Annotated in this window: 21 protein-coding genes; all 21 read left to right on the top strand. The window is 72.8% G+C overall.

Annotated features, from left to right (window positions below):
• The first annotated feature begins 292 nt into the window (after positions 1–292).
• The 21 genes from CHC09_RS37655 to CHC09_RS37550 all read left to right on the top strand — a co-directional run bounded on the left by CHC09_RS37655 (position 293) and on the right by CHC09_RS37550 (position 24298).
• Complete coding sequence (locus CHC09_RS37655; protein ID WP_089298055.1) at positions 293–541, top strand: phosphopantetheine-binding protein; 249 nt, start codon at positions 293–295, stop codon at positions 539–541.
• Complete coding sequence (locus CHC09_RS37650) at positions 538–3732, top strand: non-ribosomal peptide synthetase (protein WP_089298054.1); 3195 nt, start codon at positions 538–540, stop codon at positions 3730–3732. Before CHC09_RS37655 ends, CHC09_RS37650 begins: the two co-directional genes overlap by 4 nt.
• Complete coding sequence (locus tag CHC09_RS37645) at positions 3729–4454, top strand: alpha/beta fold hydrolase (RefSeq protein WP_089298053.1); 726 nt, start codon at positions 3729–3731, stop codon at positions 4452–4454. The genes CHC09_RS37650 and CHC09_RS37645 overlap by 4 nt, the downstream gene beginning before the upstream one ends.
• A gap of 73 nt (positions 4455–4527) precedes the next feature.
• Positions 4528–5292: an SDR family NAD(P)-dependent oxidoreductase gene (locus tag CHC09_RS37640; RefSeq protein WP_089298132.1), complete on the top strand. Its 765-nt coding sequence runs from the start codon at positions 4528–4530 to the stop codon at positions 5290–5292.
• Positions 5289–6566 carry a glutamate-5-semialdehyde dehydrogenase gene (locus tag CHC09_RS37635; protein ID WP_239138794.1) on the top strand — a complete coding sequence of 426 codons (1278 nt, stop codon included), beginning with the start codon at positions 5289–5291 and terminating at the stop codon, positions 6564–6566. The genes CHC09_RS37640 and CHC09_RS37635 overlap by 4 nt, the downstream gene beginning before the upstream one ends.
• 150 nt (positions 6567–6716) lie before the next feature.
• Entirely contained in the window at positions 6717–6986 is a 270-nt protein-coding gene (locus CHC09_RS37630) for an acyl carrier protein (protein WP_089298051.1), read from the top strand.
• Positions 6983–8317, top strand: a complete 1335-nt coding sequence (locus CHC09_RS37625; RefSeq protein ID WP_089298050.1) for a TrpB-like pyridoxal phosphate-dependent enzyme — start codon at positions 6983–6985, stop codon at positions 8315–8317. The genes CHC09_RS37630 and CHC09_RS37625 overlap by 4 nt, the downstream gene beginning before the upstream one ends.
• A 1-nt stretch (position 8318) precedes the next feature.
• Positions 8319–9551: an acyl carrier protein gene (locus tag CHC09_RS37620; RefSeq protein ID WP_239138793.1), complete on the top strand. Its 1233-nt coding sequence runs from the start codon at positions 8319–8321 to the stop codon at positions 9549–9551.
• On the top strand, positions 9548–11044 hold the full coding sequence (locus CHC09_RS37615; RefSeq protein ID WP_089298049.1) for a class I adenylate-forming enzyme family protein: 1497 nt from the start codon (positions 9548–9550) through the stop codon (positions 11042–11044). Before CHC09_RS37620 ends, CHC09_RS37615 begins: the two co-directional genes overlap by 4 nt.
• A complete protein-coding gene (locus CHC09_RS37610) occupies positions 11037–12281 on the top strand; it encodes a type III PLP-dependent enzyme domain-containing protein (protein WP_089298048.1) in 1245 nt (414 codons plus the stop codon). The genes CHC09_RS37615 and CHC09_RS37610 overlap by 8 nt, the downstream gene beginning before the upstream one ends.
• The gene (locus CHC09_RS37605) at positions 12281–12529 is read left to right on the top strand and encodes a phosphopantetheine-binding protein (RefSeq protein ID WP_239138792.1); all 249 of its coding nucleotides are present in this window, start codon (positions 12281–12283) and stop codon (positions 12527–12529) included. Before CHC09_RS37610 ends, CHC09_RS37605 begins: the two co-directional genes overlap by 1 nt.
• On the top strand, positions 12526–13683 hold the full coding sequence (locus tag CHC09_RS37600; RefSeq protein ID WP_089298047.1) for an acyl-CoA dehydrogenase family protein: 1158 nt from the start codon (positions 12526–12528) through the stop codon (positions 13681–13683). The genes CHC09_RS37605 and CHC09_RS37600 overlap by 4 nt, the downstream gene beginning before the upstream one ends.
• Entirely contained in the window at positions 13676–14824 is a 1149-nt protein-coding gene (locus tag CHC09_RS37595) for an acyl-CoA dehydrogenase family protein (protein ID WP_239138791.1), read from the top strand. The genes CHC09_RS37600 and CHC09_RS37595 overlap by 8 nt, the downstream gene beginning before the upstream one ends.
• Positions 14818–15522, top strand: coding sequence for a 4'-phosphopantetheinyl transferase family protein (locus CHC09_RS37590; protein ID WP_239138790.1), 705 nt, complete (start codon positions 14818–14820; stop codon positions 15520–15522). Before CHC09_RS37595 ends, CHC09_RS37590 begins: the two co-directional genes overlap by 7 nt.
• Positions 15519–18029: an AMP-binding protein gene (locus CHC09_RS48130; protein WP_239138789.1), complete on the top strand. Its 2511-nt coding sequence runs from the start codon at positions 15519–15521 to the stop codon at positions 18027–18029. The genes CHC09_RS37590 and CHC09_RS48130 overlap by 4 nt, the downstream gene beginning before the upstream one ends.
• A 15-nt stretch (positions 18030–18044) precedes the next feature.
• Positions 18045–20462, top strand: coding sequence for a condensation domain-containing protein (locus CHC09_RS37575; RefSeq protein ID WP_239138788.1), 2418 nt, complete (start codon positions 18045–18047; stop codon positions 20460–20462).
• Positions 20463–20476: 14 nt separating this feature from the next.
• Entirely contained in the window at positions 20477–21235 is a 759-nt protein-coding gene (locus CHC09_RS37570; RefSeq protein ID WP_089298045.1) for a HalD/BesD family halogenase, read from the top strand.
• Positions 21236–21240: 5 nt separating this feature from the next.
• The gene (locus tag CHC09_RS37565; RefSeq protein ID WP_089298044.1) at positions 21241–22467 is read left to right on the top strand and encodes an argininosuccinate synthase; all 1227 of its coding nucleotides are present in this window, start codon (positions 21241–21243) and stop codon (positions 22465–22467) included.
• Complete coding sequence (locus CHC09_RS37560; protein ID WP_089298043.1) at positions 22464–23384, top strand: methionyl-tRNA formyltransferase; 921 nt, start codon at positions 22464–22466, stop codon at positions 23382–23384. Before CHC09_RS37565 ends, CHC09_RS37560 begins: the two co-directional genes overlap by 4 nt.
• A gap of 27 nt (positions 23385–23411) precedes the next feature.
• The gene (locus CHC09_RS37555; RefSeq protein WP_089298042.1) at positions 23412–23783 is read left to right on the top strand and encodes a VOC family protein; all 372 of its coding nucleotides are present in this window, start codon (positions 23412–23414) and stop codon (positions 23781–23783) included.
• A gap of 2 nt (positions 23784–23785) precedes the next feature.
• Positions 23786–24298: a flavin reductase family protein gene (locus tag CHC09_RS37550; RefSeq protein ID WP_089298041.1), complete on the top strand. Its 513-nt coding sequence runs from the start codon at positions 23786–23788 to the stop codon at positions 24296–24298.
• The last annotated feature ends 163 nt before the right edge of the window (positions 24299–24461 follow it).

Genomic DNA, 24461 nt, shown 5'->3' with positions numbered 1-24461 from the left:
AATCGGGACCAATACGATGACATCAATGTTAATACCCCTCGCCGGTAATTAATTTCGAACATTTTTTATTGGCCGGCGAACGATGCTCATCGGGCACCTGATCTGGGCTGTTCCGGGTCTGCCAACCAAATTCCATCCCGCGAACATCGAGCGAACATCGGAGCGCGGATGCTCAGTCGGTGAAAGCGGCAAGCCGCAATGTCAGTAGGGGCCTCCTGCGATAGCAGATGGTTATCTGTCGGGTCCCCGACGTTCGGCCGAGCCCCACTCCTCAGGTGAACGGGAAGCACGGATGACGATTCCAGCTGACCTCGACACGACCATTGCCAAGTACGCCTCGGTGGCCTTCGACGACTCCACCCCCCTGCTCGAGGCCGGGCTGGAGTCGCTGTCGCTGCTGCGGCTCGCGGTGGAGGTGGCCGCCGACGACGACGCGGAGATCGATGCGACACGCCTGGTCGACCTGCGCAACGTCGGCGACCTGAAGAAGTGGCTGGGCGAGCTCGCCGCAAGCCGGAGCGAGGAAGGTGTCACCAGGTGACGGCATCGACGACCGACCCGACCGTGCCCTCGCCCGATGAGCGGCTACCGATCACCGAGTCCCAGAAGGGCCTGCTGGTCGTCAACGAACGTTCGCCGGGACACGCGGTCTACAACCAACTGGTCCGCTTCGACATCGATCCGCGGATTCCGGTCGACACGGTGGAACAGGCGCTGGCGACCCTGGTCGCGGTGCAGCCGGCGATGCGCCAGGTGTTCGGCATGCTGCCGGAGATGCACGCCCGGATCACGCCGCCGCCGTCCCCGGCCGAGCTGCCGCTGCACCGGGTCACGGTCCGGGCGCGTGACTACGAGGAGGCGGTCGAGGCGGCCCAGCGCGAGATCGGGCGGCCGGAGTTCGACCTCGCGGCCGGTCCCGCGTACCGATTCGCGACGGTGCGCTGCACGGACGAACCGCGCGCGTCCATCATCATGGCCGACCACCACATCACCCTCGACGGCTTGTCGATCGGCCCGCTGGTGCAGGACCTGGAGGAGGCGCTCTCCGGGCGACTCACCGGCGAAGCGGCCGAACGGCGCAGGGTCGCCCGCGAGGCGGCGTTCCGCAAGGAACTGAACGCGCAGAACCGCAGCGTCGGCACCGAGAACGTCGCGGCCCGCTCCCGCGACTGGGCGCAGCGCCTGCGGACGGTACCCCCGCTCGTGCTGGCCCCACTGCCCGGGCGGCCGGCGCAGACCGCGTTCACCGGCGACCGGGTCGCGTGGCACCTCTCCGAGGCGGAGACGGCGGCGCTGGCGGTGACCTGCCGCCGGTTGGAGATCTCCCCGTTCGTCTTCCTCTCCGGCCTCTACGGCGCGGTGCTGGCCCGGCACGGCGGCGTCCCCACCGTCCTGATCGGCAGCCCGTTCATGGCCCGGCGCACGGTGGGGGCCTTCGACCTGGGCGGCTTCTTCGTCAACACCCTGCCGGTCACCATCGAGGTGGACTGGACCCGCACGGTCGACGAGCACCTCGGCAAGGTGGTGCGCGAGGCGGTCGACTTCTGCCGGGCGAACGTCGACGTCACCTTCAACCGGCTGGTCGCCGACGTACGGCCGGACCGGTCCAGCAACCGGAACCCGATGTTCTCCGCCATGCTGGCCATGCAGGACACCTTCAGCGCGGCGCCGGACGGCGCCGCGGTCCAGCGGGTGCTCGAACCCGGCAACGGCACGGCGAAGTTCGATCTCTGGCTGGGCGCCACCCCGGTCGACGGGCGATGGCTGTTCGAGCTCGAGTACGACCGGCAGCTGATCACGCCGACCATGGCCGACGGCCTGCTCACGTCGCTCCGGGACGCGGTCCGCAACGCGCTGCGCGACGGTTCCCGGCCGATCGCCGACCTGTTCGCCGACGCCTCGGCGGCGCTCAGCGTCCGATCCGACGGCTGGACCAGCCCGCTCACCGGGAGCACCCCGTGGGACTGGGTGTCGGCGGTGGCCGAACGGCGCCCGGACGCGCCGGCCATCGAGGACGCCACCCGCCGGCTCACCTACGGCGAACTGCTGGCCGAGGCCGAGCGGATCAGCGCCGGGCTGGCCGCGCGCGGCATCGGCCCACGGGACGTGGTCGGACTCGCCGCGACCGGACTGTGCGACACGGTCACCGGCATCCTGGCGATTCTGCGGCGGGGAGCGGCGTACCTGCCGCTGGATCCCGGGCTGCCGGCCGGCCGGCTGGAGTACATGATCCAGCGCGCCGGTTGCGGCTTCGTCATCGGCGAGCCGCCGGCGCCCGGTGTGCCGGCGGTCCCGGTCGCCGAGCTGGCGAGCAGCACCGATCCGATACCCGGGTCGCTCGCCGACCCGAGCCTCCCGATCTACATCATGTACACCTCCGGCTCCACCGGGCAGCCGAAGGGCGTCCAGATGGGGCACGGCCCGCTGGCCAACCTGACGAGCTGGCAGATCGCCGCCCTCTCGATGGACACCGAGACCCGGTTCCTGCAGTACGCCCCGCTCGGCTTCGACGTGTCGTTCCAGGAGATCCTGCCGACGCTGGCCGCGGGCGGGACGGTGGTCTCCCGGGCGCCGGCCGACCGCCGGATGTTCCCCGCGATCCTGCACCGCATCGCGCGGACCGCGGTGACCCACGTCTACCTGCCGGTCGCGGCGCTGCGGCCGCTGCTGCAGGTGGCGGCCGGCCGCGGAACCCGGCTACCCGCGCTGCGGTACCTGTGCGTGTCCGGCGAACAGCTCGTGGTCGACGACGACGTGCGGGCCTTCTTCACCGCCCACCCGCACTGCACCCTGGTCAACCTCTACGGCCCCACCGAGACCCACGCGGTCACCTCGCACCGGCTGTCCTACCGGGACCCGGTCTGGCCGGCGCACGTGCCGATCGGGATCCCCTATCCGGCGGTCGCCGCCTACGTGGTGGACACCACCGGCCATCTCGCCCCGCCGGGAGTCGCCGGCGAGCTCTTCCTGGGCGGTGACTGCCCGGCCGACGGATACCGCAACGACCCCGAGATCACCGCGGAACGCTTCGTCGCCGACCGGTTCGCCGGTTCCGCGGGCGGCACGATGTACCGCACCGGCGACCTCGTGGTCCGCGACGACCGGGGCGACCTCGTCTTCCTCGGCCGCGTCGACACCCAGGTCAAGATCCGTGGCTACCGGATCGAGCTGGGCGAGATCGAGGCCGTGGCGCAGCGGATCGACGGCGTACGCCAGGCGGTCGCCGTGGTCCGCGGTGACGGCGTCGACCGCGAACTCGGCCTGTTCCTGTGCCCGGCGGCGGACGCGACCGTCGACCCCGACCGGGCGGGCGAGGTGCTGGCCGGCACGCTGCCCACCTACATGCGGCCGGCCTGGATCTTCCCGATCGAGCAGGTTCCGACCACCCCGACCGGTAAGACGGACCGGGATGAGCTGGTTCGCCGCGCCGAGGCGCTGCTGCTCGAACGGCAGGCCGAGGAGTCCGCCGATGACATCGCCTACGCCGACGATCTGGAGCGCGATCTCGCCGCGCTGTGGGCCGGTGTGCTCGGCGTCGAAGGTATCCAGCCGGACCGGCCGCTGGTCGAGTACGGCGCGCACTCGCTGAACATCTTCACCACCCTGGCCGAGACGCAGGAACGCTACGGCGTGCCGGTGCCACTCGTCGACTTCTTCGCCTCACCCACCGTGCGGACCCTGGCGGCCCTGGTCCGCGCCGGCCGCACCGACGAGGCGGAGACCGCCCGATGACCACCGCGCAACCCGGCCGCCTGGTCCCGCTGCTACGGCGCGGCAGCCGGCCGACCTTCCTGCTGCTCCCCGGCGCCGGCGGCGGCCTGCACCCCTACCTGCGGCTGGCCGCGGCGCTGGGACAGAACCACAACGTCACCGCGGTACGCGCGGCCGGACTGGTGCCCGGGGAGGAGCCGGAACACGACCTCGCCGAGATGGCCGAGGGTGCGCTGCGGGCGCTGGAGGAGAGCGGGACCGTTCCGGAGGCCGTTCTCGGCTGGTCCCTCGGCGGCGCGGTGGCGTGGGAGCTGTGTGTCCGGCTCGCCGACCGTGGCCACCGGCCCGACCTGGTGCTGGTCGACGGTTCGCCGCTGCCCCGGCACTCCACCGTGGAGGAGGACCAGGCGCTGCGCGCGACGATCATCGGGATGCTCGGCCCGCGGCCGGATCCGGCCACCGCCGAGCGGGTCGGGCGGGTCTTCGACACCCAGGTCGCCGCGCTTGCCGCGTACCGGGCGGACCGGGCCTATCCCGGGCGGGTGCTGATGCTCATGTGCGAGGGCGACGACATGGCGTTCCGGGACGAGGCCGCGGCCGGGTGGCGTGAACTGGCCCCGCAGTTGCGGGGCGGCCGGCTCGACGCCGGGCATTTCGCGGTGTTCGACCCCGAACACCTGCCGCAGCTCCTCGACGCGGTCGTTCCGTTCGTCGGGCGTACCTCCGAGGCGGTGCGCCAATGAGCGAGCTTGCGAGCGAATCAGCCAGCTCGGTCATCAAGTCATGGCGGCGCTGGAGCGCAGCGGAGGTGACGGCATGACCGAGCTTGCGAGCGAATCGGCCGGCGCGCTTGCGGTGGTCAGTGGTGGGACCCGGGGGATCGGCCTGGCGATGAGCCGCCGCCTGATCAAACTGGGACATCGGGTGGTGGCCCTGTACCACGTCGACGCCACGGCGGCGGCCGCCGCGGCCGCCGAACTCGGCGGCGCGTTCCACCCGCTGCGGCTGGACATCGCCGACGGCGGCGCGGTGGCGACCGCCGCGGCCGAGGTGCTGGCCGCGCACGGTACGCCGGCCGTGCTGGTCAACAACGCCGGCATCAACATCGACCGGCCGTTCCTGCAGATGTCGGTCGAACAGTGGCGGCGGGTGCTCGACACGAACCTGTCCGGCACCTTCCACCTCTGCCATGCGTTCGCTCCCGCGATGATGGCGTCCGGCCGCGACGGCGCGATCGTGAACGTGGGCGCCACCACCGGAATCCGGCCGCGCCGCGACGGTGCCAACTACTGCGCCAGCAAGGCAGGCGTACTGCAACTGACCAAGTGCCTCGCGCTCGAGCTGGCGCCGCGGATCCGGGTCAACTGCCTGATCCCCGGCATGACCGAGACCGCGGAACTGGTGACCCGGTTCCGGCTCGACGACCCGGCGGCCCGGGCCGCGGTGGTGACGGAGATTCCCCGTGGGCGTATCGGCACCACCGAGGAGGTCGCCGACGCGCTGGAGTTCCTGATCGGGCCGGCGAGCGGCTACCTGACCGGACAGAAACTGATCGTGGATGGTGGGCAGTTCATGTGGTGACCGATGTAGAACACCTTCTCGCCGTCGCGGGACGCGCCCGGGAGCAGATGCCGCCGCCCGGTGACGCCCGCTACGAGCAGTACTGCGTCGCGCTGGCGGACCGTCTCACCGAGGCCTGGCCCACGGTCCTGACGGCGAACGCCGCCGACGTCGGCCGGGCCGCCGCGACCGGGATGGGCCCCGCCCTGCTCGACCGGCTCTCGCTGGGAGACCAGCATCTGCGGGCCCTGCTCGGCCTCGCCGAACGGACCCGGACGGCACTGCCCGCGGTGACCGCGCCGGCCGCCGGGCACCGCGCCGGCAACGGCACCCTGGTCCGGCGGGTGCCGAAGCCCGTCGGTGTGGCACTGATGATCTACGAGGCCCGGCCGACGGTGACCGTGGAGGGCGCCCTGCTGCCGGTGGCGACCGGCAACGTGGTCGTCCTGCGCGGCGGATCCGAGATCGCCGGCACCAATCAGGCTCTCGGCGACGCGGTGGACAAGGCGCTCGCCGACGCCGGTCTGCCGGCCGGTGCCGCCCAGATCGTCACCGACCCGGACCGCAAGGTGGTGCGGGCGCTGCTGCGCCGGCACGACGCGGTCGACGTGCTGATCCCGCGCGGCAGCCCCACGCTGATCGACTACTGCCGGACCAGCTCCACCATTCCGGTGATCGCCAGCGGGGGCGGGGTCAACCACCTCTACGTCGACCGCAGCGCGGACCTCGACCTGGCCGCCCGGATCGCGCTGGACAGCAAGCTCGCCGAGCCGACCGCGTGCAACACGCTGGAGCTGGTTCTGGCCCACGCCGAGGTGGCCGGGGAGCTTGTCGGACGGCTGGTGGACGCCGGCGACGGGAGCGGCGAGCCGTGGCTGTTGCGGGTCGACCCGCGCCTGAACGCCTCCGTGCCGGCGGGCGCCGCCGTGGCCGAGCTCGCCGGGACGGATGACGGCCGGGAGTTCCTCGAACGCTCGGTCGGCGTACGGCCGATCGCCGGCCTCGACGACGCGGTGCAGCACATCCGGCGGTTCGGTTCCGGACACACCGAAGGGGTGGTGGCGGCCGATCAGGGCGTCGTCGACGCGTTCGTCTCGCGTGTCGACGCCGCCGCGCTCGTGGTGAACGGCTCGCTGCGGCTGCACGACGGGCCGACGATGGGGCTCGGTCCGGAACTGTCCATCAGCACCGGACGGCTGCACGTCCGCGGGCCCGTCGACCTGTCCGCGCTGCTCACCTACAGCTGGGTCATCGACGCGGCCGGCACACTGCGCGGCGGGAGTGAGCCGGCATGAGCGAGCTTGCGAGCGAATCGGTCAGCTCAGTTGTCAAGTCATGCCGACGCTGGAGCGAAGCGGAGGTGGCGGCATGACCGAGCTTGCGAGCGAATCGGTCAGCTCAGTTGTCAAGTCATGCCGGCGCCGGAGCGAAGCGGAGGTGGCGGCATGACCGACCACAAGCGGGTCAACGGCGCGGTCAAGCGCCTGCTCGTGCGGGAGTCGCGCCTGAGTATCGACCCGGACACGGTTCCCGACGACGAGCCGCTCGACGGCGAACTGCTGCGGGTCAACTCCCTCGGGTTCCTCGGCATGCTCGTCCGGCTCGAGGACGAACTGGACGTGACGCTGGACGACGACATCTTCGCCGGCCGGGTCTTCACCACCGTCGCCGATGTGGTGGACGCCGTCCTGGACGCGGCCAAGGAGACCACATGACCGAGCCACCCCGGTCCTGGCGCAGCGTTCTGCCGCACCTCGGCTACGAGCTGCCCGCGGATCGCACCCCGGACGGCACCGACGGCCCGGTGACCGTCGGCCTGCCCCTGGAGCTGGTCAGGCAGAGCGTGTCCAGCCGCGAGTACTGGCCGATCCCGGAGCCGGTGGCGCAGCTGTACCGAGCCTGGCGGCCGGCGCCGCTGTGGCGGGCGCGGCGCTTCGAGGCAGAGGTCGGCGCCACCGTGCCGATCTACGCCAAGTACGAGGGCGGGAACATCTCCGGCAGCCACAAGTTCACCACGGCGCTGGCGCAGGCCTACTACTACCACCGCGCCGGCTTCCGTGAGCTGGTCACCGGCACCGGCGCCGGCCAGTGGGGCAGCGCGCTGGCGGCCGCCTGTGCGGCGTTCGGCATGGCGTGCACCGTCTTCATGGTCGGCCGCAGCCTGCGCGACAAACCGTACCGGGGAAGTCTCATGCGGCTGTACGGCGCGGAGCTGCACGCCAGCCCCAGCCCGCTGACCGCGCTCGGGCGGGCCACCGACGAGCGGCTGGACAACAGTCTCGCCGTGGCGATCGGGGAAGCCGTCGAGTATGCCCGGGGCGACGCGAAGCGGGCGTTCTGCATCGGCAGCGGCGAGACGTACAGCATCCTGCATCAATCGCTGATCGGCCTGGAGTCGATCGATCAGCTGGCCGGGCTCGGCGCCACCGTGGACACGGTGGTCGGCTGCGTCGGGGCGGGGAGCAACTTCGGCGGCGTGGCCCTGCCGTTCTTCGCCGCCGCCCGCGCCGGCGAGCTGGACGTGCCCGCCGCCCTGGTCGCCGCCGAGTCCAGCGCCTCACCGAAGCTGACCCGCGGTGTCTACGCCTACGACCACACGGACGCCACCGGCAGCGGCCCGATGGAGGCGATGTACACCATCGGCAGCCGCTATCCGATCCCGGCGTCGCACTCGGCCGGACTGCGCTTCCACGGCGCGGCCAAACTCATCTCGGCGATGCGGCACCACGGCCAGATCTCGGCCACGGCGGTGGGGCAGCGTGAGGCGCTCTCCGCCGGGCGGGCCTTCGCCACCACGGAGCTGGTGCTGCCGGCGCCGGAGTCGGGGCACGCACTGGCCGCCGCCGCCCGGATCGCGAGCGGCCGGGAGCCCGGGCACACCCCCCGGCACGGGGTGCTGGTCTGCGTCAGCGGGCACGGCCTGCTCGACCTGCCCGCGTACGACAAGCTCCTCGCCGGCCTTCCGGAGGACCGGCCGGCCGACCCCGAAGCGCTCCGGGCCGCGACGGCGGCGCTGCCGGCCGTCTCATCGATCGAAGGGTTCTGACGTGATCGCCGAACCACCGGTACCGACCCGCAGCCGGGACTGGACGCCGGTCCTGGCCGGGCTGCACGCCGACCTGATGGACTGCATCCAGGTGAACCTCGCGGCGTTCGCCGACCGGGCCCACGGTGCCGGGACGCATCTGGCCCTCGGCGCGCTGCTGCGATTCGACACCGTGCCCGGACCCGGCGGCGTCCCGATCGTCGGGGCCACCGTCGAGCAGCGCCTGGCCGAGGCGGCCGACCTGCTCGCCGTCCGGGTCGACCAGCGCTTCGACGACGTGACCGGCGCGCGGTTGCGGGAGATCTCGGCCGGGTCGGCGCCGCTGTTCGTGGTCGCCGACGCGTACACGATGAGCTGGGTGCCGTACGCCGGGCACCAGCACATGGAGCACAGCTTCCTGCTGCTGGCCGCCGACGGCCCAGTGCTGGTGGGGGACGGCTACCACAACGCCACCCCGTGGGGTGACATCCGCCCGGGCGTGTGGCGGCTCCCGGCCGCCGGCTTCGACGACGCGGTGCCGCGTGCCACCGCGATGACACTCACCGCCGCGGCCCCGCCGGTGCTCGACCGGGCGGCCGTGCTGACGGAGAACGCCGTCGCGATGAGCGCGGCGACCGGCCGCATCGACCGGTACCTGGCCGCGCTCCACGAGCACCGCGAGGAACCGGAGACAGCCGCCCGCCTGGTTCTCGACGTGTGGTTGCTCGGCCGTTCCCGGGCGCTGCACGCGGCGTGGCTGGGCACGTACCCGGAGGTCGACGCCGCCGGGCAGGCGAGCGCCCAGGCCGAGTCCTGGTCGGCCCTGGCCGCGCAGAGCTATGTCGCGATGCGGCGCGCGAGCCGGGGCGGGGCCTTCCCCACCGCCGTGCTCGACCGGCTCGGTGAGCTGCTGCACGAGGATGTCGCCCTCGCCCGGCGGCTCGCCGGCGGCGACCCGGCCACCGGCACGCCGGCCGGCGCCGGATCCACCGGTGACCCGGACGGGACCCGGGCGGTGCTGGCCGAGGAGCTGGCGGCGGTCCTTGGCCTCGGGGCCGGGCTGCTCGACGGCCGGCCGAGCCTGCGATCCCTGCCCGGCTTCAACTCCTTCCGCCTGGTCGAGGTGATCGAGCGGGTGGAGGCCCGGCTTCGGGTCACTCTGGATCCGGACGAGCTGACCGGGGCGGCGCTGCACGACCTGGACACGTTGACCGTCCTGTTCGACCGGGCCCGCTCGGCGGTGGCGCAGCCATGAACGTCTTGTTGCACGACCTGGTGGATCACGCCGCGGCGATGAACCCGGAGGCGGTCGCGATCGGCCATGACGGCGAGCTTCGGACGTACGCCGCCGTGGCCGCCGCCAGCCGCCGGCTCGCCGCCTGGCTGGCCGAACGGAACATCCAGCGCGGCGATCGGGTGATCATCTGCCTGCCCACCGGTACGCTGCTGCCCGCGCTGCTCTACGCCTGTTCCCGGGCGGCCGCCGTGTTCAGCGTGATCCACGAGCAGTCGCCGGCCGCGGCCGTGCGGCACGTGCTGGCCGACGCGGAACCGGCCCTGCTGATCACCGACGGCCCCGCCGCCGCGGCCGGAGCCGAACTCGGCGTACCCACCGTGGGGTCGGCCGAGCTGCTCGCCCTGGCCTGGGACGGCCCGGAGCCGGGCCTGCCCGCGCCGCCGCTGCGAGTGGACCCGGTGTGCCTGATCTACACCTCGGGCAGCACCGGCATGCCGAAGGCGGTGGTCTCCACCCACGCCCAGCTGGTCTTCGCGGCCACCGCCATCGCCTCCGTGCTGGGATACCGCGGCGACGACACGGTCTACTGCGCGCTGCCGCTCTCCTTCGACTACGGCATGTACCAGATCTTCCTCAGCGCGCTGGCCGGTGCCCGGTTGCAGCTGGGGTCGCCCGGCGTCGCCGGCCCGACGCTGGCTCGCCAGCTCGTCGCGCACCGGGCGACCGTCCTGCCCGCGGTGCCGGCACTGGCCCGGGCCCTCGCCCGCCTGCTGTCGCGACCCGGTGTGGCGGCGCCGCGGCTGCGGCTGCTGACCAACACCGGCGCGGCGATGCCGGCCGAGGTGCTGGGCGAGCTCCGGGCCCGGATTCCGTCGTTGCGGGTGCAGCTCATGTTCGGGCTGACCGAGTGCAAGCGGGCCGCGATCATGCCGGTCGACGAGGATCTGCGCCGCCCCGGAGCGAGCGGGCGGGCGTTGCCGGGCACCGAGATCCTCATCGTCGACGCCGACGGCGTGCCCGCGGCGCCGGGCACGGTCGGCGAGATCGTGGTGCGCGGGCCGCACGTGATGGCCGGGTACTGGCGGCGCCCGGAGCTGACCGCGTCGCGTTTCCCCCGCGTCGAGGGCCTGTTCCCACAGCTCAACACCGGTGACTACGGCTGGATGGACGCCGACGGCTATCTCTACTTCGTCGGCCGGCGGGACGACATCTACAAGGAGCGCGGCACGCGCGTCAGCGTGACCGAGGTCGAGGCGGCCGCGTACCGGGTGCCCGGGGTGGAGGCCGCCGCGGTCCTGCCGCCGCGCGCCGAGGACGCCACCGATTCCGCGACCCTGTTCGTCGTCGGCGTGCTGACCGCGCAGGAGGTGCTCACCGCGTTGCGGTCCGAGCTCGACGAGATCAAGACGCCGCGTACCTGCCTCGTCCTCCCCGAGCTTCCGCTGAGCCGCAACGGCAAGGTGGATCGGGCCGCGCTGTACCGGCTGTGGCAGGAGCACGCCCATGTCTGACCTCGCGCGGTGGTTCGAAGGCCCGGAGGCCCTGGAGACGCCCGCCTACGTGTACGACCTGGACGAGGTCGGCCGGTCCCACGAGGCGCTGCGGTCGGCTCTGCCGGAGGCGGCCGAGCTCTACTACTCCCTCAAGGCCAATCCACACCCGGCGGTGGTGGCCACGCTGCTGGACGCGGGCTGCCGCGCGGAGGTGTGCTCGCCGGGCGAGCTGCGGGCCGCGGTGCAGGCCGGTGGCGATCCGGCCGAGATGCTCTACAGCGGTCCGGGCAAGCGGGATGCCGATCTGGCCGACGCGCTGAAGACCGGCGTGCGGCTCTTCTCGGTGGATTCGCCGTACGGGCTGGACCAGCTCGACCGGGTGGCCGGCGATCTCGGCGCCGACGTGCGGGCCGTGGTGCGCGTCAACGACGACACCCCGGCACCGGGCCAGGGACTGACCATGACCGGGGTGACTTCGCAGTTCGGCGCGGACGTGCGCTGGGTGCTCGCGGAGCCCGGCCGGTTCGGTGCCCGGCCCCACGTGCGGCCGGTCGGATTCCACCTTTACATGGGCAGCAACGTCGACGGCGAGGACGCGCTGACGGCCCAGTTCACCCAGGCCGTCGACACGGCGCGGCGGCTGTCCGCCGCGACCGGTGTCGAGCCCGAGCTGCTGGATCTCGGCGGCGGCTTCGGCGCGCCGTTCGCCCGTTCCGGCGTACGCCCGGGATTTCCGCATCTGGCGGAGCGGCTGACCACTCTGCTCAGCGACGCCTTCGCGGGATGGCCGGGGCGTGGGCCGCGGATCGCCTTCGAATCCGGGCGCTACCTGGCCGGCACGTGCGGCACCCTGGTCACCCGGGTGCTGGACGCCAAGCTCTCGCAAGGGACACCGGTGGTGGTGCTGGAGTCCGGGATCAACCATCTCGGCGGCATGTCCGGGCTCCGGCGGCTGCCCCCGGTCGTGCCCGACCTCATCACCCCCGCCGCCGGCGAGCCGCTGACCGGTGTGCTCGTCGCCGGCCCGCTCTGCACGCCGCTGGACACCTGGGCCCGGACGGCCAGACTCCCGGAACTTCGCCCGGGTGATCTGGTCGCCGTGCCGAACGTCGGGGCCTACGGGCTCCACGCCAGCCTGGTGGGTTTCCTCGCCCACCCCCTGCCGCTCGAGGTCGTCGTGGCCGGCGGACGGGTCACCGGTACGACGCGGCTGGCTCTGCACCGGCACACCCTCCTCGGCAAAGACAAGGACTGATGACGTTGGACACCGGCTTCCTGGATCTGCTCCGACCGTTTCTCAAGTACGTGGGTGACAAGCCCATCAGCGCCGACTCGTCCCTGCACGATCTCGGCCTGGACTCCATGCGCGCGATCGAGCTGCTCTTCGCCGTCGAGGAGGAGTACGGCGTCGCCATGCCGGACGAACTGCTCACCGACAGCACGTTCGCCACGGCGAGCAGTCTCTGGGCCACGATCGCCTCGCTGCGGGAGCGCACGCCGTGACGGCCGCCCCCGGGTACGAGCCCGCCCTGCGGGAGGTCGTGGCGGCGGCCGCCGCCGGGTCCAGGCACGCGGACGAGGCCGCCGAGTTCCCGATCGCGGCCCTTGACGCGATGCGCTCGACCGGCCTGCTGGGCCTGCTGGTGCCGGCCGAACACGGCGGTGGCGGCGGCGGACTGACCGAACTGGTCGACGTCACCATGGGCCTGGCCCGGGTCGACATGTCGGTCGGGCTGATCTTCGCGATGCACTGTCAGCAGGTGGTGACCGCGGTCCGGCACGCGACCGGGCCGCTGGCCGACCGGCTGTTGCCGGAACTGGGCAAGGGCGACGTCTACCTCGCCTCGGTCACCACCGAACGAACCACCGGCGGCCACCTGCTCAGCTCGACGTCACAGGTGCGGCGGGACGCGGCGACGCTCACCATCGACCGGGACGCCCCGATCGTCACCGGCGGCCGGCACGCCGACGCGTTCCTGATCACCGCGCTGGCACCGGACGCCACCGCGCCCACGCAGGTGTCGCTGGTGTACGCCCGGCGGGACCAGCTCACCGTCGAGGTGCGCGGCGGATGGCAGCCGCTGGGCATGCGCGCGACGCAGAGCGTGCCGATGCGGCTGACCGGCGAGATCCCGGTCGATCAGGTCCTCGGCGTGCCGGGCCGGTTCCGGGAGATCGTCGCCCCGACCTTCGCCCCGCTGGCGCACATCGGCTGGTCGGCGGCGTGGCTCGGTGCGGCGGCCGGCGCCCTGTCGCGACTCGTACAGCACATCCGCGGCGACGGCCGGGGCCAGTTCGACCCGTCGTCGGAGCTGCTGCTGTCCCGGCTCGCCCGGGTCCGTGGCCGGCTCGACGCGGTCCACGCCCTGCTGCGGCACACGATCGGTGTGGTGGACACGGCCGCCGATCTGGCCGGCCCGCCGGTGCAGATGCTGGTGAACACGCTCAAGACGCAGGCGGCGGAGCAGTGCTTCGCCGCGATCGACGAGATGGTGGAGCTGGTCGGCCTGCGGCACGGCTACCTGGCGTCGTCGCCGCTGTACCTGGAGCGGGTGTTCCGAGATCTGCGCTCGGCCTCCCTGAACTACGCCAACGACCGTCTGCTGCTGGTCAACGGGGCACTGGCGCTGCGGGACCGGGAGGTGCGCCTTGTCTGACCGGGCGCCCGGAGCGGGAACGGTGACGGCGGTCGCGCCGGCGGCCGGTGCCGGCTCGTACCCGGTCGAGGACGTCGCGACGCGGACCGGGGCGGCGATCCACGCGGCCGGCACACCGTCGGACGCCCGGGCGGTGTGGCGGGCGCTCGGCGGCCACGGCCTGCTCGACGGCGCCGGCCCGGAAAGGCTGCCGGCGCTGCTCGGCGTCCTCGACGAACACTGCCCGGTCGGGGTGGTGCTGTCGGTCTGCGTCCAGGTGGCCAGTGCCCTGCCGTTGCTGCGGGAACACGCCGAGGCGGTGGACGGCGGGCCGGTCAGCGCCGTGCACCGGGCGGCGGCGCGAGGCGCCGCGACGCTGGCGCTGGCCGCCACGGACCGCGCGGGCTCCGGGTCGGATCTGATGAATCTGGGTACGACGGCACAGCTGAACGGCGACGAGGTGATCCTCGACGGCGGCAAGCGGTGGATCACCAACGCCACGACCGCCGACCACGCGCTCGTCCTCGCCCGGCACCGTCCACAACCGCACTTCACCAGCTTCGTCTGGGTGCTGGCGCCGATCGAGGCGCCCGGGGTGCGGGTGACCGCGACCGAGGACGACCTGCTGCCCGGCGCCGGACTGGGCGACATCGAGTTCGACGGCGTGCGCCTGGACCGCTCCCACCTGATCGGGCGGGCCGGCCGCGGGATGGTCAACTTCGCCCGGCACATCACCACCGAGCGTTACGCCGGGGGAGTCTGGGCGGCGGCGATCTGTCGCCGGGTGCTCGCGGACACCCAGCGGCGGCTCGCCGCACGCCCGCTCGGCGCCGGGCACGCCTGGGACAACGCCGCGATCCGGGAGCGGTTCGCGCGCTGTCTCGTGGAGAGCTGGCGGATCGGCGCGGCCTGTGCCGCGTACCGGGACAGCCCTGACCCGATGGTGGCCAGCATGCTGCTCAAGACGGCGGTCGCCGAGAGCCTGGATCTGGTGCTGGGCGAGTGCGGCCGGTTGCTCGGCGCGGACGCGTACGGCGACGCCGGGCTGGCCCGGCTGCGCGCCGCGACCGCGATGTTCGCCACCGCCGGCGGCGCCACCGGTGCGATGCTGGCCGGCATCGCGGATCACGCCGGCGACCTGCTGGGAAGACGGCCGTGGTGACCGCGCGCCCGCTGCCGCCGCGGGTCTGTGACCGGCCGCGGCGGGACGCCCGCGGGCAGGGCCGGAGCCTGGTGCGGTTGCGCCTGGGCAGCCGCCTCCGGGTCGCCGTGGCCGACCAGCGGCTGCTCGCCCGCGTGCCGGCCACCCGGACCGACCTGGCGGACACGGCCGGCTCGCCGGCCGCCCGGCGCACCGAGCGGCTGGCCGCACGAACCCTGCTGCGGCTGCTGCTGGCCGACCGGCTCGGGCCGCCGGCCGCCGACACGCCGATCGCCGTGCGCCGCACCGGCCAGCCGTACCTGCCGCAGTGGCCGGGGATCGGGATCAGCCTGTCGCATGACGCCGGCACCGTCGCCGCGGCGATCGGCGTCGGCGTGGCGGTCGGGGTGGACGTGCAGAGTCCGGTGCCGGCTCCGCCGGCGCTGCTCCGCCGCTGCTGCACCCCGGCGAGCCGCGCCGCGCTCGACCGGTTGCCCGAGGCCGCCCGGGGCGGTGAGTTCGCCTGGATCTGGACGGTGCAGGAGGCCTGCGTCAAGGCGACCGGATCGGGCCTGGCCGGAGCGCCGTGGTCCATCCCGGTGCCGTACCGGCGGCGCGCCGGGCGTTGGGCCGACGTGTGCTGGGTCAGCCTGCGCGGGTACAGCCGGCTGCCGGTCACGGTCGCCTGGCGGGACGCCGTTCCGGGGAGGCGGCGATGACCACAACCGAGCCGCGGTTCACCGGACTCAGTTGCTACACCAGCAACCTCGCCGGCTACCTGGACAGCGAGTTCCCCGGCACAGCGGAACGCCTCGCCGCGTCGATGCGGGTGGCGGTGCGCACCGATCTGCCCGGCGGGCGGCTCGCCTTCTCGCATCACCGGTATCCGCTGGACCGGCTTCCGGACGGCGGTCGCCTGGTCTGGGCGACCGGTCTGGCCGGCGAGGTGGAGGCGGAGCTCGAGGCGGAGCTGCGCCGGCACGGCCGGGTGCTGGTGGTCACCGACAACGCGGCCCTGCCGTGGTCGCCGGCGGTCGGTGGCAGCGGGCACGCCCCGCACTGGCTGCTGGTCGACGACCGTACGGCCGCCGGCTGGCACGTGCTGGACGGGTTCCAAGGCGTACTGCCCGAGGGCGAGCAGCACCCGTACGCGGGCTGGCTGACCGGCGCCGACCTGGTCGCGGCGATGACGCCGCCGCCGGGCTGGAGCCCGGTGCAGGACCTGCGCAACGCACTGGTGTTCGGGCACTGGCTGACCCCGCCGCTGCCCGGGCGGCCGTGCTGGCTGCGCCGCTCGTCGGCGGCTACCGCCGCCGAACCGGTGCTGCCCGGGCGCTGGCGCACCGGCGACGCCGCGCTCGCGTACCTGCGGGACTTCGTGGTGGCGGCGGGCGAGACGGCCGCGGAACACCTGGAGGACCTCTGGGCGGTCGCGCAGCACCAGATGTTCCGGCATGGCGTGGCCGGCGACCCGGAGGCGGCGGCGGCCTGGGCCGGGCTGCCCCGCGCGCTGCGCTTCGCCCTGGACTCGGCCCGCCGTGGGCGGCCCCGCCACACGCTCCTGCGAACCACGTTCGACCATCTGCGACACCTGGAACGCGACCGATCCGCCGCGGCGCTGCGGCGGACCGGCACCGCCGGACCCCCCGAAGGAAGTGCCATGCAGATTCGTTCCCTCTACGACTGGTTCCAGACCTCGGCCCGGCAGCACCCGGAGAGTGTGGCCATCGAGGTCGACTCGGACGTGCTGACCTACGCCGAGTTGTGGGCGGCGGCCGAGCGCCTGTCCGGCGCCATGCACGCGGCCCTGGGCCGCGCGCCGCTGCGGGTCGGCCTGCTCACCTCGCGAAGTCTGGTGGGCTACATCGCGTACCTGGCCGCCCTGCGGCTGGGCGCGACGGTGGTGCCACTGAACCCCGCGAATCCGGCGGAGCGCAATCTCGCCATCACCGCGGAGGCCGGACTCGACCTCACGATGATCGACGACACCTCGGGTGACGGCCTGGCCGACTACCGGGCGAAGGCCCCGGTCGCCGTGCTGAACCTGACCGGCGACGGCTGGCGCCGGTTCCTCGCACCCGAACCCGGTCAGGAGATACCGCCGCAGGTTCAGCGCGGGCCGGACGACTTCGCGTACATCATCTTCACCAGCGGTACGACGGGCCGGCCCAAGGGCGTGCCGGCCACCCACGCCAACGTCAGCGAGTTCCTGACCGAGGTGATCCCGAGGTACCGGTTCCTGCCCGGCTGCCGCGTCTCGCAGACCTTCGAGATGTGCTTCGACGGGTCGATCCTGGCGATGTTCGGCGCCTGGGGCACGGGCGCGACGCTCTGCGTGGCGCAGCGCGGCGACGTCCTGGCGCCGGTCCGCTTCATCAACTCCCGCCGGCTCACCCACTGGCTGTCCGTGCCGTCGCTGATCTCGTTCGCCAAGCGGCTGCGGGCGCTGGTCCCGGAGAGCATGCCGACCCTGCGGCTGAGCTCGTTCGGTGGTGAGCCGCTCTCGATCGAGCAGGTCGAGGACTGGACGGCGGCCGCGCCGAACACCGCGGTGATCAACTGTTACGGGCCCACCGAGACCACGGTCATCGTCACCGCGTACGAGGTGCCGTCCGACCCGGCCGCCCGCGTCGAGTCCTCCAACCGCTCGGTGCCGATCGGTGACATCTACCCGCGGCTGGATCACGTCCTGCTCGACGCGGACCTGCGCCCGTGCGACGACGGCGAGCTGTGCATCCGTGGCCCGCAACGGTTCCCCGGCTATCTGGAGGCGGCACAGAACATCGGCCGGTTCGTCGCGTTCGACGGGGTCCAGGGCCGGCTGTACGACGGTACCGAGCCGCTGACCGCCGAGCACTGGTACCGCACCGGTGACCGGGTCCGCCGCGAATCCGGTGAGCTGGTGCACCAGGGCCGCATCGACCACCAGGTCAAGGTGCGTGGCAACCGGGTGGAGCTGGGTGAGATCGAAGCGGCGCTGCGGGTGCATCCGGGTGTGGTGGAGGCGGTGGTGGTCACGGTGGCCGCCGCCGACGGCGAACTGGATCTGCACGCCGTCTACACCGGCGCGGCGCTGGCCGACGGCGAGCTGACCACGCTCGTCCGGCACCTGCCCCCGTACATGAGGCCCCGCGCCTTCCACCACCGCGTCGAGATCCCGCTGACCGAGGTCGACAAGGTGGACCGCAAGCGGCTGACCTCCGAACTGCTCGCGGCTCAGGGCTGAGGCAGGGCCGTGCGCGTGACGAACGTGGAGCCGGTCCCGGCCACCCCGATGCAGGAGTCGCTGTGGTGGCTGCACCAACGGGCCAGGAACCGTTCGGTCTACCACCTCACCTGGCGGATGCTGCTGGACCGTCCGCTCGACGAGGCGGCCCTGCGGGTCGCCTGGCAGGCCATGGTGGACCGGCACGAGGCGCTGCGGACCTCGGTGGTGCGCCGCGACGAGACGGTGACCCTGGCCGTGGCCGGCCCGATGCCGGTCGACCTGGGCCACGTCGAGATCAGCGACCCCGGGCCGGTCGACGCGGCGACCCTGCTGCGCCTGATCGCCGAGGAGGTGCACGCCCTGCCGCTGGAGCCGGACCGGGCGCCGCTGGCGCGGCTCACCCTGGTCCGGGTCGGCGACCGGCGCGAGGTGCTGCTGACCGTCCACCACGTGGTGCTGGACGGGTGGGCGGTGCAGCTGCTGGTCGGCGAGTTGTCGGCCGCGTATGCGGCCGTCCAGCGGGGCGAACCGGTGTCCTTCCCGGGGGAGCCGGCGCCGTTCTCCGGCTACGCCCGGCAGCAGGCGGCCGCCCGTGCGGACGGCGGCTGGGACAAGAGCCTGGCCTACTGGTGCGAGACCCTGGACGGCGTCACCGCCACGGTCCTGGAGCCCGACCTGTCCGGCGAGGCGGTCAGCGGCGCGCCCGGGGCGATCCTGCGGTACGGCTTCAGCACGGAGGCCGCCGCGGGCCTGGCCGCGCTGGCCAAAGCCAGCTTCGCCACCCCGTTCGCGGTCCTCCTCGCGGCGATGCAGATCGTGCTCGCCCGGGCCGGTGCGGGGTCGGACGTCTCCATCGGGGTGGTGACGGCGAACCGGATGACCGCATCGGATCAGGCGCTGATGGGCTACACCGCCAACCTGTGCCTGATGCGGGCCTCGGTCGCCGGCGGCGACACGGTAGCGCAGGTGGTCGGCAACGCCCGGGACGCGATGTGGCAGATGCTGGTGCACCAGGCCGTTCCGTACCCGGTGGTGTTCCAGGCGTTGCCGGAGGCCACCCGCACCGCGCTCGGTGACACCACCCCGCTGCTGCTGAGCTACCTGGGTCCGATCGGCGCCGACCTCGGCTTCGGTGAGGTGCCGGCGACCCTGCTGCCCAGCCCCAACCGGGCCGCCCGCGCCGACCTCGCGATGTCCGCGTGGGAGGTGGCCGACGGCTATGCCATCGAGGTCGAGTACCACAGCGGCCGGTACCGGGAGAGCAGCGTGCTGGCGCTGCTGCACGACCTCGACGCCGTGCTGGCCGACGGTGGGGCCGAGCCGAAGCGCACGATCGGCTCCTTCGAGGTGGCCAGCCGCGCCCGTGGCCGGGGCGCCGCGACCTCGCCGGCCGAGGTCCACGAGCCCGCCGGCGAACTGCCCGGGTCGGCCGGATGGCGCACGGTGGCCGCCGCGTGGGCGCAGGTGCTGGGGCAGCCTCCGCAGGGCCCGGACGTGGACTTCTTCGCCGTCGGCGGCAACTCGCTGGGTGCGTTGCGGCTGGCCGGCCTGCTGGACGGCGACGGAACGGGCGTCGACCTGGTGCGCTGGCTGGCCGAGGCGACGCCGCGGCGCCTGGTCGAGCAGCTCGCCGGCGACCCGGCCCGGGACCCGGCCGGGACCGAGTCGACCCTGGTCACCCTGCGCGAGGGCCCCGGCACCCACCTGCACCTGGTGCACGGCGCGGGTGGCAGCCCCAACGACTACCAGGAACTGGTACGGGCGCTGCCGGAGTCGTGGCGGATCACCGCGTCCCGGGACACCACCGAATCGACCACGGTCCCGGACCTGGCCCGCCGCTACCTCGCCGACCTGGTGGCCGCCGGAGGCCCGCCGGACCTGATGGGCGGCTGGTCGTTCGGTGGCCAGATCGCCTACCAGATGGTCGCCGACCAGGCCGGGCCCCGGTCGGCGCTGGTGGTGCTGGACGCCACGCCACCGACCGGCTACGCACTGCCCCCGGACCCGCGCCGGACCTGGTTCGACACGTTCTCCGGGGTGATCCACCGCTCGTTGCGGCTGCCGCCGGACATGCCCGCGTCGCATACGGCGGTCGGCGCCGGCGACACGAGCTTCGACGAGTCGCTGGCGATCGCCGCGCTGGCCGCCGGGCTGGCCGCCGCCGGCCAGCCGGTCCCGGCGACGCTGCTGGGCCAGCGGTGGCGTGTCTACGAGCGGCACGCCCGGGCGAACGCCGCCTACGTCCATCCCGGACCGGTCGACGTGCCCGCGCTGGTGGTCGGCGCCGACCTGCTGGACGTCCAGCTCACCCAGTGGTCGCAACGGCTCGGGGCCACCGAGACCCGGCGTGTCGCGGCCGAGCACTTCGAGGTCTTGCGCGCGCCCGCCGTGCCGGAGGTCGCCGCCGCCATTTTCGCATTCGCCCGCGTCGTGACGGCGCGGAACCGATAAGGGGGGGGGAACCCATGTTTGAGGTAAGAACACTGCATCAGGACGTACGCGAGCACGTGGAGCGGTCGGTCACGGCGGAGGAGATCGCGGCGGCTCGTCGTGACTTCTCGTACCTGGGCCACGCCAAGGTCTCGTTCGCCGCCCCGGAGAGCGTCAAGAAGCTGCTCGCCGAGGAGGTGAACGGCCTGATCGAGAAGGCGGGCACCCGGCGGGACCTGAGCTTCGCGGAGACGGACTACACCCCGCGGCGGATGCGTAACGTGACCCGCAAGGAGATCTTCGAGCTGGGCACGGTGATCAACGAGGTCTACACCGCCGAGCCGCTGATGCGGGTGCTGTCGGAGGTGGCCGGCGAGCCGGTGCACGTCTGCCCGTACGAGGCCGAGCAGTACGTCATCACCTGCCTGGAGCGCGACGGCGACACACACGGATGGCACTGGGACGACTTCGCCTTCGCGCTGGTGTGGGTCATCGAGTGCCCACCCGTGGAGGAAGGCGGATTCGTTCAGTGCGTGCCCGGCACCACCTGGGACAAGAAGAACCCGGCGATCAACCGTGCGCTGGTGACCCGGCCGATCTATTCGATGGAGCTGTTCCCCGGCGACCTGTACCTGATGCGGACCAACACCACGTTGCACCGGGTCTATCCGGTCCGCAGTGGCCGCCGCAAGATCGTCAACATGGGGTACGCCTCCACAACCGACCTGAACCGGGAATTCACCCACGAGACCATGGACCAGCTCTGGGCCGCCGCGCCCGGGGGAGAGGCGTGAGGCGTATGTCGAACCGAAACGAGACCGTCCCCCAGCACATCGTGCTCGCCTTCTCCGGCGGGCTCGACACCTCGGTGGCCCTGGTCTGGCTCAAGGAGCGGTACCGCTGCCGGCTGACCGCCTTCATCGCCGACCTCGGCCAGGGGGAGGAACTGGGCGTCGCCGCCCGCAAGGCGGAGAAGCTCGGCGCCGACGAGGTACGGGTGGTGGACCTGCGCGAGGAGTTCGCGCGGGACTTCGCGTTCCCGATGTACCGGGCCAACGCGCTCTACGAGGGGCAGTACCTGATGGGTTCCTCCATCGGCCGCCCGCTGATCGCCGCCGCACACCTGCGGGTCGCCGAGGAGGTGGGCGCCGACGCGGTCGCGCACGGGGCCACCGGCAAGGGCAACGACCAGATCCGCTTCGAGATGACCTTCGCCGCGCTGCGGCCGGACCTCACCGTGATCAGCCCGTGGCGGGAGTGGGAGTTCGCCTCCCGCAGCGACCTGCTCGACTACGCCGGCAAGCACGGCATCGAGCTGGACCTGAGCAGCGGTGATCGGCCGTACTCGATCGACAGCAACCTGTTGCACACCTCCTACGAGGGCGAGGCCCTGGAGGACCCGGCGCAGCCGGCTCCGGAGGGCCTGCTGTTCCGGGTACGCGACCTGGCCGACACCCCGGCCGAGCCGGAGACCGTCGAGATCCACTTCGAGGGCGGGAACCCGGTCGGGGTGAACGGCGAGTCCCTGTCGGCCGCCGGGGTGCTGCAGGCTCTCGACGAGATCGGCCGCCGGCACGGGATCGGCCGGCTGGACATCGTGGAGAACCGGATCTTCGGCATGAAGACCCGCAACATCTACGAGGCCCCGTCCGGCACGCTGCTCTGGCACGGCCACCGGGCGGTGGAGTCGCTCGTGCTCGACCCGGAGGTGGCCCAGCTCAAGGAAGAGCTGATGCCCAAGTACACCGCGCTGGTCTACCGCGGGCTCTGGTTCGCGCCGGAGCGGCTGATGCTGCAGACCGCCATCGACTTCAGCCAGCAGAACGTCACCGGCGACGCGATCCTCCGGGTGCACCGGGGCACGGTGCAGGTGATCGGCCGGCGATCCCCGCACAGCCGCTATGACACCGCCTTCGCCACCTTCGAGGCGGACGACGTGTTCGACCAGCGGGACTCCTCCGGGTGGTTGCGGGTCAACACCGTCCGCTTCCGGGCCGGCCGGGGAACGGCGCCGGTCCAGCCATGAAAATCGTCTTCTTCGGGTACGGCCAGCTCGGCGCGACGGTGCTGCGCGGCATCGCGCCACACCACGAGGTGCTGCTGGTGCTGACCCACCGAGCGGACTTCAGCGGGCTGGGCGAACCGGATGTGGAGGAGGCCGCCGCCGAGCTGGGCCTGCCGGTCCGGTACTCCGCCGGCGCCCGCGAGCCCGAGCTGCACGACCACCTGCGCCGGCTCGCGCCCGAGCTGATCGTCTCCACCAACTGGCGTACCCAGGTGCCGATGGACGTGCTGCGGATCCCCGAGCACGGCGCGATCAACACGCACGACGCCCTGCTGCCCGCGTACGCCGGGTTCGGGGCGGTGAACTGGGCGATCCGCAACGGCGAGGAGGAGACCGGCCTCACCGTGCACTACATGGCCGAGACGCTCGACACCGGTCCGGTGCTGGCCCGGGCCCGGGTCAAGATCGGTCCGCAGGACACCGCGGACTACGTCCTGCGACGCCTGCTCGACGAGTACGTGCCGGTCACCCTCGAGGCGCTGGAGCGGGTCGCGGCGGGCGACCTGGGCGAGCCGCAGCAGACCGTGGGAGCCTCGTTCTATCACCGGATCGGTGCGGCGGACACCCGCATCGACTGGTCCGACAGCGCGACCACGATCTGCAACCTCGTCCGTGGACAGTCGGATCCCTTCGTCAACGCCTGGACCACCCACCGGGGCCTGCGGCTGTGGGTCAAGGCGGCCGTCCGGCCGACCCGGGCGTACGGCGGCACTCCGGGCCGGGTGGTGAAAGCCGAGGACGGTGGTGTGGTGGTCGCCTGCGGGCGGCCGGCCGACGGCTTCGACCGTGGCGTGATCCTGCTTCAGGTCGCCACCGAGACCGGGCCACCGGTGCGTGCCGTCGACTATTTCGGCACCGTCGGTGACTATCTTCACTGACCCGGTGTCGACGAGGGGAGAGTACGGATGATCGGCCGTCTGCACGCGGTGGTGCTCGACTGCCCGGATGCCGGCAAGCTGGCGGAGTTCTACGTCGAACTCACCGGTCTGCGGTGGGCCGACGACGACGGGTACTGGGTGACGCTCGCCGGCGAGGACGGCCATCCCCGCCTGTGTTTCCAGAGTGTGCCGGACTACCAGCCGCCGCAGTGGCCGGACGCGGACTTCCCGCAACAGGTGCACCTGGACATCGAAGTGGACGACATCCGGGAGGCCGAGCCGGCGGTGCTCAAGCTCGGCGCCACGCTGCTGCGCGGCGGCGGGGGCCGGACCTCGGGCTTCCGGGTCTACGCGGACCCGGCCGGCCACCCGTTCTGCCTTGTCTGGGGACAGGATTGACGATGGCGGTTCAGGATCAGGGTATCGATTTCCGCCGTGCGGCCGGGGCCTTCGCCACCGGGGTCGGCGTCATCAGCAGCGTGCTCGACGACATCCCGGTGGCCATGACGGTCAACTCGTTCACCACCGTGTCGCTGACACCGACCCTGGTCTTGACCTGTCTGAAGGACCGGTGCCGGCTGCTGACCCAGGTCCGGCAGTCCGGGATCTTCGCGGTCACCGTCCTGGCGGCCGACCAGGAGGGCGTGGCGCGCTGGTTCGCCGACGCACGACGCCCGTCCGGGGCGGCCGCGTTCGCCGGGGTCCGGGTGCAGCGGGGCCCGGCCACCGGCTGCCTGGTGCTCAGCGAGGGCACCGCCTACTTCGACTGCCGGGTGCAGGACATCCTCGATCGCGGCGACCACGCGGTGGTCATCGGGGAGGCGGTGACCTTCGGCACGCTCCAGGCGGGAAAGGGGCCCCTGCTGTTCCTGAACGGGTCGTACCGCTCGATCGCCGCGCCCGTTCCGACCTGACCGGCAGCCTTCTCCAGAATCGCCGCGCGTAGCCGGTGTGCGCTGAATACCCCCTGACAGCGCCCTGGTCCGGGGTGTCAGGGCGCTGTTAGGGCGGTGTCAGTGGCGGCGGTCATGGTCTGGGTGTCACCGCGGGAGACGCGGAATCGCAGAGGGAGATCAT

Source organism: Actinoplanes regularis, from assembly GCF_900188005.1.
Lineage (GTDB): Bacteria > Actinomycetota > Actinomycetes > Mycobacteriales > Micromonosporaceae > Actinoplanes > Actinoplanes regularis.
Note: the sequence above shows the minus strand (reverse complement) of the source record. Positions and strands in the feature narration are given on the sequence as shown.

Excerpts from the sequence above, each read along its gene's own strand:
- CHC09_RS37605 (WP_239138792.1), top strand. The coding sequence starts at position 12,281 with ATGACGTTGGACACCGGCTTCCTGGATCTGCTCCGACCGTTTCTCAAG.
- CHC09_RS37610 (WP_089298048.1), top strand. The coding sequence starts at position 11,037 with ATGTCTGACCTCGCGCGGTGGTTCGAAGGCCCGGAGGCCCTGGAGACG.
- CHC09_RS37625 (WP_089298050.1), top strand. The coding sequence starts at position 6,983 with ATGACCGAGCCACCCCGGTCCTGGCGCAGCGTTCTGCCGCACCTCGGC.
- CHC09_RS37615 (WP_089298049.1), top strand. The coding sequence starts at position 9,548 with ATGAACGTCTTGTTGCACGACCTGGTGGATCACGCCGCGGCGATGAAC.
- CHC09_RS37645 (WP_089298053.1), top strand. The coding sequence starts at position 3,729 with ATGACCACCGCGCAACCCGGCCGCCTGGTCCCGCTGCTACGGCGCGGC.
- CHC09_RS37565 (WP_089298044.1), top strand. The coding sequence starts at position 21,241 with ATGTCGAACCGAAACGAGACCGTCCCCCAGCACATCGTGCTCGCCTTC.
- CHC09_RS37655 (WP_089298055.1), top strand. The coding sequence starts at position 293 with ATGACGATTCCAGCTGACCTCGACACGACCATTGCCAAGTACGCCTCG.
- CHC09_RS48130 (WP_239138789.1), top strand. The coding sequence starts at position 15,519 with ATGACCACAACCGAGCCGCGGTTCACCGGACTCAGTTGCTACACCAGC.
- CHC09_RS37630 (WP_089298051.1), top strand. The coding sequence starts at position 6,717 with ATGACCGACCACAAGCGGGTCAACGGCGCGGTCAAGCGCCTGCTCGTG.
- CHC09_RS37640 (WP_089298132.1), top strand. The coding sequence starts at position 4,528 with ATGACCGAGCTTGCGAGCGAATCGGCCGGCGCGCTTGCGGTGGTCAGT.
- CHC09_RS37570 (WP_089298045.1), top strand. The coding sequence starts at position 20,477 with ATGTTTGAGGTAAGAACACTGCATCAGGACGTACGCGAGCACGTGGAG.
- CHC09_RS37550 (WP_089298041.1), top strand. The coding sequence starts at position 23,786 with ATGGCGGTTCAGGATCAGGGTATCGATTTCCGCCGTGCGGCCGGGGCC.
- CHC09_RS37555 (WP_089298042.1), top strand. The coding sequence starts at position 23,412 with ATGATCGGCCGTCTGCACGCGGTGGTGCTCGACTGCCCGGATGCCGGC.
- CHC09_RS37560 (WP_089298043.1), top strand. The coding sequence starts at position 22,464 with ATGAAAATCGTCTTCTTCGGGTACGGCCAGCTCGGCGCGACGGTGCTG.